The following is an 11,322-nucleotide window of genomic DNA, read 5'->3' as shown; positions in this document are numbered from 1 at the left end:
AGTGCGTGCCATTGAAAATGTAGAAATAAAAATAACTCAAAGGAGGATTTTAAGTATTTAAAACCAATTCTTCAAATGAGGACACGCCCTAAATCGAGTTTAGGCTTTTTTTAAATTAAATTGCTTTTACGCTACCACTCACATGCGGTTTCTGATTTTTACTGTTTCGAATCAGGAAGTCGGTTTCATTGACGGCTTGTGCAGTCAGGAATTCCACTTTGGAAGGCAAATACACTGGCAACTTAAACCAGACATCTGCCTCATATGCATCAGGCAATGATAAATTAGCCAAAGCTTTGGCTTTACTCCACATTCCGTGGGCAATCGCCTGTTTAAAACCAAATGCTTTTGCAGTGAGCGCATGAATATGAATCAGGTTAAAGTCCCCCGAAGTCATAGCATAACGGCGGCCAGTATTTTCAGAAACCTCCCATTCGCCATTCAGCTGATACGCGGGTGTCTTATTTTCTGCTACTTTGGCGGCAGCTTTAACACTATTCTTTTGACGGCATAAATAAGTCGTCAACGCTTCAACTACAACCTGATCACCTGCTTTCACCGTAGTAATGAAATCAAATTGCATACCTTTGTCATGCGGCTGCAATTCACCAAATTTGCAGGATAGCATGAGAGATTCATTGACCCCGATTTTACGATACTGCTTGATCTGATTACGAATATGCACCAGACCTAGAATCGGAAATGGAAATGCTTCCGAAGTCATCATGTGCATTTGCAGGCTTTGAGAAAGTACAGTCAAATAAATCGCTGGGATATAACCATTATTTTTAAAGCCACAAACTTCATTATAGATTTTCAGATGTTTCTGATCCACCTTAAATGAATCCACCACATATTCAACTTGCGGCAGAACTTTTTCAGCTTTTGGCTTTTTGAAAACCAAACCTTGAATCACTTTTGGATAAGCTAAATAAGGTTTTGGAAGTTGACTAAAATGGCGCGTATTCATACTAAACCTTTAAAATATTCTTTTCATTTATAAAGTGCTTTCTCCCTTGGGGAGGGTTAAGAGGGTTGATGATGAGTATTTCCTTTCATTTTCCCTCTTCTAAATCCTCTCCTGAGCTTTAAATTAAAGCGCAGGAGAGGACTTAAATGCTTTAAGCCCCTAACAGGCTCTGGCCACATACACGAATCACGTTGCCATTTAAACCAGAAGATGCCGTCGATGCAAACATGGCAATAGCTTCTGCCACGTCCACTGGATGGCCACCCTGACTCATGGAGTTCATACGGCGTCCTGCTTCACGAATCGCAAATGGAATTGCAGCAGTCATTTGCGTTTCAATGAAGCCTGGTGCCACGGCATTAATAGTTATACCATTTTTTAATGTCGGTGCTGTAAATTTTACCACCCCGATCACACCGGCTTTAGACGCTGCATAGTTGGTTTGACCCAGGTTACCTGCAATACCTGAAATAGAAGATACACAGATAATGCGGCCATTTGCATTCAGGCCATCATTGGAAAGCAGATAGTCATTCACACGTTCAATTGCAGACAAGTTGATATTAATCACCAGATCCCAAAGTTCAGGCTTCATATTGGCTAGTGTCTTGTCACGCGTAATGCCTGCATTATGCACAATAATATCCAGACCGCCCTGTTCTGTGGCAGCTGCCTTGATTTTCTCGCCTGCATCAGCTGCAGTAATGTCAAGTGCCAATGTAGAACCACCAATTTCCCCTGCAACACGATCCAGATCAGCTTGCTGCTGCGGAACGTCCAAACAAATGACATGTGCGCCATCACGTGCCAGTATGTGTGCAATGGCTTCACCGATACCACGGCTTGCACCTGTCACCACAGCAGTTTTCCCTGCCAGCGGCTTCGCCCAGTCCACATCGACCTTTTCAGCTTTGGATACCCGAATCACCTGACCTGATACATAAGCTGAGCGCGGAGAAATCGCAAAACGTACAGCTGATTCAAGATTATCTTCAGCACCGGTATCCACATAGATCAGGTTTGCCGCAATCCCTTTTTTAAACTCTTTACCGACTGATTTGACAAAACCTTCCAGTGCACGTTGAGCAATCGCCTGACTCACCGATGTTGCAGTTTCAGGGCTAGTGCCGATGACCAGCACTCGGCCAGAGCTTTGAATTTGACGGGCAATCGGATTAAAAAACTCATAAAGCGATTTTAATTGCTCGGAGTTTTCAATTCCTGAGGCATCAAAAATTACCACTTTAAATTTAGATTCTTTATCGCCTGAATTAAAAGCACTCAAATTCAAACCTGACTGTGCCGCTGCATGCTGAAGTTCAGAATTATTACCCGCATAACTGTTGGCATGAATATTGGCAAGGACTTGTGCAATTGAGCCGGTTAAAGGACTTTTAGGCGCCGCACCAAATAAAACCGCCCCTTTGACTACCGGGGTTGCAGATTCAAAACGCTCTAAAGAAGTTGGGGATGGCAGCCCCAAATTTTTAATGACAAATTTACCAATAGGAGATTTTGCGAAAGTTTGATACTGATCAGTCATGCTTATTATCTCTCATAAAAATTAGTTTTTTGATCGGTCTAAAGTTATCCTTTTAACATCAATATGATGCCAAACACATCTATTTCAATAGATCTACCAGATTTTGCCCAATAATACTTGAGATACCCAATAGATGACTTGACCTGAGCGCAGTCTGTAATGTCATTGCAGTCAATACAGCCTATGCTCATCTATGCTAATGTAAGCAGCATAAAGATGATCAATTTGCCTGGTAAAGCCTTATGAGCAAAACAACTCAAGAAAATCCAGCAGTCGAGAGTCCTGTAGAAAAAATTGTGTCAAAACCATCAACTCGTACTAAAGCGGCCAGCAAAAGTACGCACACAAATTCTGCTACAGAAAAAAATTCGACTAAAACCACGCGTACACGCCAGACGTCTACGCGTACTAAAAACTCGACTTCAACTAAAACCGCTTCCGTTTCAAAAACACAGCCTTCTGTTCAACAGGATAATAATATGAGCCAAAACACAGTTCGCCGCGTCGCTATTATTGGTGGTAACCGTATTCCATTTGCACGTTCTAATGGTGCTTACTTTACCGCGTCTAATACAGACATGTTTACTGCCGCACTGAATGGACTAGTTGAACGTTTTAATCTGCAAGGTCAACGTCTGGGTGAGGTCGTTGCAGGTGCAGTGCTGAAACATAGCCGTGATTTCAATATGACGCGTGAGTGTGTACTGAATACCGCACTTGCTCCTGAAACACCGGCGTATGATATACAGCAAGCTTGTGGTACCGGTTTACAGGCCGCTTTTCTGGTGGCAAACAAAATTGCTCTGGGTCAAATTGAAGTCGGTGTTGCCGGTGGTGTAGATACCACTTCTGATGCGCCAATTTCGTTTGGTGATGGCTTACGCAAAGCCCTACTTGAGCTGAACATTGCCAAAACAGCTAAAGACCGTTTAAAGGCTCTAACAAAAATTAATGTCAAAGACCTGATGGACGCACCTAAAAATGGTGAGCCACGTACCGGCCTATCTATGGGTGATCATCAGGCTATCACTACTCTGGAATGGGGCATTTCACGCGAAGCACAAGATGAACTGGCTGCCTCCTCACACCAGAAAATGGCAGCAGCTTATGGAGAAGGTTTCTTTGATGACCTGATCACGCCATTCCTAGGTCTGGAGCGTGACAATAACCTGCGTCCTGACTCATCTGTCGAAAAACTGGCAAAATTAAAGCCTGCTTTTGGTAAGGGTGATGCACGTACCATGACTGCAGGTAACTCGACTCCACTGACTGATGGTGCATCTTGTGTACTTTTAGCCTCTGAGGAATGGGCGAAAGCCAATGGTCATGAAGTCCTGGCTTACTTAACTTTCCAAGAAACAGCAGCAGTTGATTTTGTGGAGAAAAAAGAAGGCTTACTGATGGCACCTGCCTACGCAGTTCCACGTATGCTGGAACGTGCAGGCTTGAAACTTCAAGATTTCGACTATTATGAAATTCATGAAGCATTTGCATCACAAGTTCTGTCTACCCTAAAAGCTTGGGAAGATCCTACCTTCTGTAAAGAGCGCTTAGGTCTGGATGCGCCATTAGGTGCAATTGACCGTGCAAAACTGAATGTAAAAGGCTCTTCACTTGCTGCAGGCCATCCATTTGCTGCAACTGGTGGCCGTATTATTGCCACTGCTGCAAAACTGCTGAACCAAAAAGGTTCAGGTCGTGTCTTGGTGTCAATCTGTGCTGCCGGTGGTCAGGGTGTAACTGCGATTATTGAAAAATAATTCAGTACTGGCCTAATAAAAAACCGCTCAAAAGAGCGGTTTTTTTATTACAGATGAGTCAACTTAAAAACGATAACCTACCCCTAGATAGGTAATAATGGGATCTATATCAATCTTTGTGGTTGCGTGAATCAATTGCTCATCGCTGGTTTGATTAATCACGCTAATCTTGGTTTTGTTATTCAGTTTCGCATAAGAAACGGAAGCTGCTGTAAACCAGTTAGGGCTAAAGTCATAAGTAAAACCGGCGGTTACGATCGGTGCAATAGCATCGTCCGCATCAACATCCACACGCATCTCTCCAGAAGATACTTTGCCATCGAGTGCTGCACCCGCTTTATCATCCTTAATATTTTGAATCATATGACCCGCCGCCACCAGATCTGACTTAACGCCTTTATCTAATTCAATATCATTAAAATAAGCATACATCAAACCTGCTCCCACATAGGGTCTGAACTTATTCACCCCTGATTTTCCAAATTGGTACTGTACCTGTAATGCCGGGGTCCAAGCTCTTGCAGTAGCAGCTTTACTATATTTATCTAAGTCCGTAATCGGAACCGCATAATCCAAAGGCAATCCTTCTGGAAATAACAAGCCGGCTAAGCCTCCAGGTTGTGCATTACCTGTTAATGGAGCCGTAATCATGCCCTTTCCTTTAATATCAACTTTAGGGGGAATCCCTCCAATTACCTGTAAAGAAACATGATCATTAATATGATAGTTGACCATTAAACCCAAAGTGTCGACATCATCTGCTTCCAGCCCTGTTCCTTCTGCCGACCAGCTCTCCAACCCGTTTAAGGTCGCGTTACCGGCAATTGACTCTTTAATATTGCCCTGGCCATCCGTCATCATTCCATTAATCAAGCTATTTTCAAGTAAAGTCCCAAGATACTCTTGTAGATTTGCCGTATTAGCGCCATCTTGAATTGTTGCATTCGGATCAATGGCTTTTAAAAAGCCTTCTTCTGTAATTGTGCCTACTTTAGCAACCGTTCCATTTGCCACTGCAGTATTAATATTAAAAGGGTTAGCTTTTCCTTGTGGCATCACATGTAGCCAACCTGCAGAGACAGAAAAACGTTTAAAGTTTTGCTCAGCACTCGTTACTTGTGTCATCCCTAATAAAATTACAGGTGTAATTAATTTAATCAATTTCATCAACTAACTCCTTGTGTTGTTTGTTTTTTTCATCCTTAAGAAAAAATTATTATCGCTTTCATATTAAAACTTATGTAATAAGTATTGTTTTTTATACTTGTTTTATGTTTTAAAATTTTACTTTTTGTAAAAAAACCTTTTTAGACAGCAAAAAAGGCCTGTATTTATCATTACAGGCCTTTTTGAGCTTTCGCATTGAAGTTTAACGATATTCTGGCTGATAACCTAAACGGGCTTCTATCTGATCAAAGCACCATTGGAAAATAAAAGTATAGACCAAAATACACATCGTCATACTGAAATCCAGTAGAATCGCCTGCCAGAGTGACATATTCATGGCATACGCCACCATCGGAATAGTCACCAGCAGCAGACCTCCTTCAAAACCAATCGCATGTAAGATCCGTACACCGACTGTTCTTTTTAATTTTCTTTTGGCTTCAAATTTTTCAAAAAAATGATTGAAAATCATATTCCAAATCACAGAAGTCACCGCCATGGCTACACCCAAAGTACCTGTGACTTCCAGCGGAACTTCAAAAATAAAACTTAATGCTATCGCAATGATCACCAACAGGATGATTTCATAACTGAGCGCATGAACAATCCTTCTTTTGGAAATCAACATGTTTTCAATACTCTTCCAATTTACAATAGCAGGTATTCTATTTTCATAATATTGATTAATCGAGTTAGAATCTTTCAATATTATTGAAAGGTTGAAATCAATGAATATCAATCAAGAACAATTGATCATTTTTAAAACCGTCATTGAAACAGGGTCGTTTTCTGCTGCTGCAAGAAAACTGGGTAAAGTACCCTCGGCAGTGAGCATGTCTATTGCCAATTTAGAGATTGATCTCAATTTAACACTTTTTCTACGCAAAGGTCGCGAGCCTTTACCTACCGCCCAAGCACTTACACTCTATGAAAAAACCGAACAGCTGCTGATTGAAATAAATCAATGGAAACAGCAGGCGCACGCATTAAGCACAGGTTTGGAGTCAGCCTTAAATATTGTAGTAGTGTCCGAACTTCTCCATACCCGGTGGACCGATTATATTGCTTTACTTGAAGCTGAGTTTCCAAGCTTACAAATTAATGTATTCTCAGCCCCCCAAGAAGATGCCTTGAAAATGTTGATGAATCAAACTGCTCAACTCGCGCTGATGTTTGAACGTGAACAGCTCGAAAACCGTGAACAATTTGTGGAATTAAAACGAGAAACTTTAGTTCCGGTCGCCAACAAAGCCTTTGATTTAGCCCAATATCCACAGGTCAGTTTTGAACAAATCCTGCAAAGCCGCCAGATTGTTGTCGCCAGTCGGGATAAGAGCATTAAGCCGGAATTATTATATTCAAAACAATACTGGCGTACCGACAATCATCACTCGGCTTGCGCATTGATCATGCAAAATTTTGGCTGGGGTGTGCTGCCTTTAGAAATGCTCAATGAAAACCCAATCCTTAAAAAACATTTAAAAGTACTGGATCTGCTCGATTTCACGCCAAAATTTGAATATTTTGTAGATTTAGTCTGGAGCCGAGAAAATCAACTTGGCGCTGCTGCTCGTTTTTTGATTAATCACATCAGAAATCAGCGGAAAACATCAGTTTCATGACGTGTTCCGCTGTATTTTCACTTGGGTTAAAACGACTTTGTGATATAACTAATTGTACAAGTAATAACTTCAAGAATTAGATATCAATGACTCAATCTGCGTTAAACCAATTAAAAAACTTAACCACTATTGTTGCTGACAGCAGTGATTTAACTGCTATTGAAAAATTTCGTCCATTAGATGCAACAACAAATCCTTCCCTTATTACTGCTGCAGCCAATCAGGCGGAGAATAAAAGCTTAATCGAAGCTGCTTTTCAGCAGGCACAGCAGGAAGGCTATTCAGAAGATGCATTGATTGAACGAAGTATTGACATTTTAACGGTCAAGTTTGGTGTAGAAATTTTAAAGCTCATTGAAGGGCGTGTCTCGACTGAAGTCGATGCTGCCCTGTCTTATGATACTGAAGCGACCATTGCAAAAGCCAAAGAATTGCTCGAACTGTATGCGCAATATGGTATTTCTTCGGATCGCCTGCTGATTAAGATTGCTTCGACCTGGGAAGGAATCCAGGCCGCCAAGGTACTGGAACGAGAAGGTATTCACACCAACCTGACCTTGCTATTCGGCCAGCATCAGGCCCATGCCTGTGCAGATGCTAAAGTCACTCTCATTTCTCCTTTCGTGGGGCGTATTCTGGACTGGTACAAAAAGGCTGAAGCGGTGGATGCCTATCCGATTGAAAAAGATCCGGGCGTATTATCGGTTAAAAATATTTATACATTTTATAAAGCCCATAGAATTCAAACTGAAATCATGGGAGCCAGTTTCCGCAGTATTGATCAGGTGTTGGGACTCAGTGGCTGCGATTTACTGACAGTTGCACCTAATTTGCTGGCTGAGCTGGAAAATGACTTCCGTGAAGTACAGCCACAGCTTTCAGCCGCCGCAATTACTGTACAGGCTGATCTTCAGCCGATCAGCTATGCCGAATTCCAGGAGCAGCTAGAACAAGATCAAATGGCCAGTGAATTGCTGCAAGGCGGAATTCAGGGCTTTATTAAAGCACGTGAACAACTGGCTGCCTTATTACGTGAAACCTTTCTAAGCCCGACTGAAATCTAAGGAATTTTATAAATCTCTTTAAGTCGATGGGGTTATAATACTGCATCGGCTTTTTCTTTTGCGAGCTCTTCGTGTTTGGTATCACAGATCTGACAACCTATATTATCGGAACAATTTTAATTGTGATACTTCCCGGCCCGAACTCCCTGTATGTCATGTCAATTGCTTCCCGTTTTGGTATTAAAACCGGTTATATGGGAGCACTCGGTGTCTATACCGGCGATACAATCCTGATTCTGTGTACAGCCTTGGGAGCTGCCTCACTTTTACATGCCTTTCCCCTTTTGTTTATCGGCTTAAAGGTTGTTGGCGCACTGTATTTAAGCTATTTAGGTATAAAACTGATTATTTCGGCTTATAAGACCTTTTTTCCACGAAAATCGGTTCAACTCCATTCAATAGATTCAACAGCCTATAAAAGCCCGGAGGCAATTCGGCCTTTTAGAACAGCTTTGACCATCAGTATTTTAAACCCCAAAGCGATTTTGTTTTATCTGTCATTTTTTGTGCAATTCGTAGATCCGGCCTATTCTTATCCTGCACTCACCTTTATCTTGCTGGCCCTCATTTTGCAAATTATCAGCATGAGCTATTTGTCTATCCTGATTTTTTCCGGGATTAAACTGGCTACTTATTTCAATGAAAACTATAAATTGACGGCTACTGCAGTCGCGCTGGTAGGATTATTATTCTGCGGCTTTGGTTTTAAACTGGCAACTTCAACCCTCTAAAATTGTCTATATGCAATCATTTTCAAGTTTGAAATGAGATAAAAAACTCCCTCATAGATTGTGTTTATAGATGAAAAGCGTATGATTTAGGCGCATTAAAAAATTGTATTATGGACGATGTCAAAACTATTACAAGATTTCTCCCTGCCGGCCGTCATGGCGGGTTTTATGACCTGCATGATTGGCATCAGTGTCTCTGCAGTACTGGTGATTGAAGCCGCTCAAAGTCTGGGAGCAAGTCCGGCACAAATCAGCTCCTGGTTATGGGCACTTGGGATTGGGATAGGCCTTTCAGGATTTTTACTGTCCTGGAAGTATAAATACCCCATTTCAACAGCCTGGTCGACGGCAGGACTGGCCCTGATTATTGCCTCTAATGGACATTATAGTCTGGCCGAAGCGATAGGCGCCTTTTTGGTCTGCGGGCTATTGGTGGCGTGTCTCGGATTTTTTGGAGTTTTTGAGCGAATTTTCCAGTTTATTCCACAAAGCTTGACGTCTGCCATGCTAGCGGGTGTCTTGCTTAAATTCGGAATTTCAGTTTTTGGCAGCCTGCAACAATCCTGGACATTTGTACTGAGTGTACTGGCCATTTATCTTATCTCTAAAAAGCTCAGCACACGCTATAGTATTGTTATCACAGTATTTGCAGCGATCTTTCTATGTCCTTTTTTTATTGAATTTCACCCGCCCGATTTAAGCTGGGCTATCGCCCAACCGGTCTGGACCACGCCTGAGTTTAGCCTGTCTGCTATTTTGGGCTTGGCTTTACCTTTGCTGGTTATTAATCTGGCATCCCAATACCTGCCTGGCCTGGCCGTGATTAAAAGCTATGGTTATCCGCCTAAAGTGAATCCGATTCTCGGCTGGACCGGTATGACCCAGGCAATTCTGGCACCTTTTGGCTGCTTTAGTATCAATCTGGCCGCTATTAGTGCTGCCGTTAGTTTGGATGTCCAAGCACATCCAGATCCACAAAAACGCTATATTGCCGGTATGAGCGGCGGGCTTTGTTATATGCTGATGGGTCTTTTTGCAGCCACCCTGAGTAATTTGTTGATGGCTTTTCCCAGTATTCTGATCACTGTATTAGCCGGCATTGCCCTGTTTGGTACAATCGGTCATAACATTGCGCTGGCTTTTCAGGACAGTCATGAGCGTGAGGCTGCCCTAATGACTTTTTTATTCAGTGCCTCAAATATCCAGTTTTTAGGTATTGGTTCAGCATTCTGGGGACTGTTACTGGGTATCCTGGTGTATCTGTTATTCAAATCCAAACCGAAAACAGCCTGAATATTGGCTTAAGCACATTCGGCTTAAGCCAATATTCAGGTAAATTTCCTGAATCAAAAAGAGGCTAAAATCAAATAAAAATGAATCAAAACTCACAAGGAATGCTGATGTAAAAACTCAATGGTCTTGAAAAAAGTCTGCTGGCTTTCTTTCTTGGCCATAAAAAACTGATATTCATGAATCAGCCAAGCCTTGGATTCTGGATAAAAGACGGGCATCACAGGAATATTTTTGGCTTCGAGTGCGCGTACAAAGGGAATGGACTGGGTATCGGTCAAAAAGTCCTTATTTTCCCCACTAATAAAAACAGGTGGATACGTAGTCGAAAGCTGATGAATGGGGGAAATCTGTTGAAGAAATTGTGTATTCTGTTTTTGATCCCCAATATAGGCTTGTAACAGATTATCTACACCCCACTCCATGATTTTGAGTTCAGGTGCCTGATGAATAAAGCTTTCCAGATCATAAATCCCGCAATGCAGAATCAGTCCTCTAAGCTGCTCCGGCTGAATACTCGGACGAAAACCAGACTGCCGTGCAAATTCAGGATTAGTTAACAGTGCAGCATAATGGCTCGCCAAATTGGCACCCGCAGAATCTCCAGCCAGATAGAGCTGCCTTGCATCAATCTGATAGCGCTCTGCATGTGTTTTAATAAATTCGAGCGCCTGATTAATCTGATGTAATTGCGCAGGATAAACCACTTGGGGTGCAAACTGATACTGTACAGCGACCACATTATACCCTTGCGCTGCTAGCAGTTTGAAATAACCACGCGCATGCTCTTTAGAGCCAGAAATCCAGCCGCCTCCATGTATCCAGATAACGGTTGGTCGAGGGCCAAGCTCCTGAACATTTTGTGGTTGATACAAATCCAGATTTAAATTCTGCTCAGTCGCATAGACAATATTGGAGTGTACCCGCACCGTTTCAGGCGCATAACGGTCCATCAACTTTTGCTGCATGCCGGTAGTTAAATTAAAGGCGCTTGCAATAATCCGGTTATTTTGTACCGTGCTTTGACAGCCTGCCAGGCTCAATCCTTCAAGCAATGCCAGACAGATTCCTGAATACCTCAAAATAGCCCCCATAATATTTCAATCCTGACCAACAGCAGTCCCAGCAGAAGCATATAAAAATTAAATGATGAAGGCGATAGGCCTGGGCCATAA

At 42.3% G+C, this 11,322-nt stretch carries 10 protein-coding genes; 5 read left to right on the top strand and 5 right to left on the bottom strand.

The genetic code is table 11. The features are described from left to right. Window positions 1-115: 115 nt before the first annotated feature. Together NI467_RS09250 and NI467_RS09245 are read right to left on the bottom strand one after the other, a co-directional pair. A complete protein-coding gene (locus NI467_RS09250; RefSeq protein ID WP_253152479.1) occupies window positions 116-970 on the bottom strand; it encodes a MaoC/PaaZ C-terminal domain-containing protein in 855 nt (284 codons plus the stop codon). 151 nt (window positions 971-1,121) lie between these two features. Continuing rightward, window positions 1,122-2,513 carry a 3-oxoacyl-ACP reductase gene (locus NI467_RS09245; protein ID WP_253152478.1) on the bottom strand — a complete coding sequence of 464 codons (1,392 nt, stop codon included), beginning with the start codon at window positions 2,511-2,513 and terminating at the stop codon, window positions 1,122-1,124. A gap of 242 nt (window positions 2,514-2,755) precedes the next feature. On the opposite strand from NI467_RS09245, the gene NI467_RS09240 reads away from it, so the two are divergent. Then, window positions 2,756-4,273 carry an acetyl-CoA C-acetyltransferase gene (locus NI467_RS09240; protein WP_253152476.1) on the top strand — a complete coding sequence of 506 codons (1,518 nt, stop codon included), beginning with the start codon at window positions 2,756-2,758 and terminating at the stop codon, window positions 4,271-4,273. Between the two features lie 63 nt (window positions 4,274-4,336). Here the strand turns inward: NI467_RS09240 and NI467_RS09235 are convergent, their stop codons facing one another. Both NI467_RS09235 and aceI read right to left on the bottom strand, forming a co-directional pair. Next, window positions 4,337-5,440: an OmpW family outer membrane protein gene (locus NI467_RS09235; protein WP_308729489.1), complete on the bottom strand. Its 1,104-nt coding sequence runs from the start codon at window positions 5,438-5,440 to the stop codon at window positions 4,337-4,339. Between the two features lie 202 nt (window positions 5,441-5,642). Next, window positions 5,643-6,068, bottom strand: coding sequence for a chlorhexidine efflux PACE transporter AceI (aceI, locus tag NI467_RS09230; RefSeq protein ID WP_151203268.1), 426 nt, complete (start codon window positions 6,066-6,068; stop codon window positions 5,643-5,645). A gap of 100 nt (window positions 6,069-6,168) precedes the next feature. On the opposite strand from aceI, the gene NI467_RS09225 reads away from it, so the two are divergent. The 4 genes from NI467_RS09225 to NI467_RS09210 all read left to right on the top strand — a co-directional run bounded on the left by NI467_RS09225 (window position 6,169) and on the right by NI467_RS09210 (window position 10,150). Next, entirely contained in the window at window positions 6,169-7,062 is an 894-nt protein-coding gene (locus NI467_RS09225; RefSeq protein ID WP_151206826.1) for a LysR family transcriptional regulator, read from the top strand. A gap of 86 nt (window positions 7,063-7,148) precedes the next feature. Beyond that, window positions 7,149-8,126, top strand: coding sequence for a transaldolase (tal, locus tag NI467_RS09220; protein ID WP_253152473.1), 978 nt, complete (start codon window positions 7,149-7,151; stop codon window positions 8,124-8,126). 71 nt (window positions 8,127-8,197) lie between these two features. Then, the gene (gene leuE / locus NI467_RS09215; RefSeq protein ID WP_253152471.1) at window positions 8,198-8,857 is read left to right on the top strand and encodes a leucine efflux protein LeuE; all 660 of its coding nucleotides are present in this window, start codon (window positions 8,198-8,200) and stop codon (window positions 8,855-8,857) included. A gap of 117 nt (window positions 8,858-8,974) precedes the next feature. Continuing rightward, window positions 8,975-10,150, top strand: coding sequence for a benzoate/H(+) symporter BenE family transporter (locus NI467_RS09210; RefSeq protein WP_253152469.1), 1,176 nt, complete (start codon window positions 8,975-8,977; stop codon window positions 10,148-10,150). Between the two features lie 92 nt (window positions 10,151-10,242). Here the strand turns inward: NI467_RS09210 and NI467_RS09205 are convergent, their stop codons facing one another. After that, entirely contained in the window at window positions 10,243-11,241 is a 999-nt protein-coding gene (locus NI467_RS09205) for an alpha/beta hydrolase (RefSeq protein WP_374982205.1), read from the bottom strand. Between the last annotated feature and the right edge of the window lie 81 nt (window positions 11,242-11,322).

It is taken from the genome of Acinetobacter sp. S4397-1 (genome assembly GCF_024129285.1).
Lineage (GTDB): Bacteria > Pseudomonadota > Gammaproteobacteria > Pseudomonadales > Moraxellaceae > Acinetobacter > Acinetobacter lwoffii_C.
Note: the sequence above shows the minus strand (reverse complement) of the source record. Positions and strands in the feature narration are given on the sequence as shown.

Excerpts from the sequence above, each read along its gene's own strand:
- NI467_RS09250 (WP_253152479.1), bottom strand. The coding sequence starts at position 970 with ATGAATACGCGCCATTTTAGTCAACTTCCAAAACCTTATTTAGCTTAT.
- NI467_RS09245 (WP_253152478.1), bottom strand. The coding sequence starts at position 2,513 with ATGACTGATCAGTATCAAACTTTCGCAAAATCTCCTATTGGTAAATTT.
- NI467_RS09240 (WP_253152476.1), top strand. The coding sequence starts at position 2,756 with ATGAGCAAAACAACTCAAGAAAATCCAGCAGTCGAGAGTCCTGTAGAA.
- NI467_RS09235 (WP_308729489.1), bottom strand. The coding sequence starts at position 5,440 with ATGAAATTGATTAAATTAATTACACCTGTAATTTTATTAGGGATGACA.
- aceI (WP_151203268.1), bottom strand. The coding sequence starts at position 6,068 with ATGTTGATTTCCAAAAGAAGGATTGTTCATGCGCTCAGTTATGAAATC.
- NI467_RS09225 (WP_151206826.1), top strand. The coding sequence starts at position 6,169 with ATGAATATCAATCAAGAACAATTGATCATTTTTAAAACCGTCATTGAA.
- tal (WP_253152473.1), top strand. The coding sequence starts at position 7,149 with ATGACTCAATCTGCGTTAAACCAATTAAAAAACTTAACCACTATTGTT.
- NI467_RS09210 (WP_253152469.1), top strand. The coding sequence starts at position 8,975 with ATGTCAAAACTATTACAAGATTTCTCCCTGCCGGCCGTCATGGCGGGT.
- NI467_RS09205 (WP_374982205.1), bottom strand. The coding sequence starts at position 11,241 with ATGGGGGCTATTTTGAGGTATTCAGGAATCTGTCTGGCATTGCTTGAA.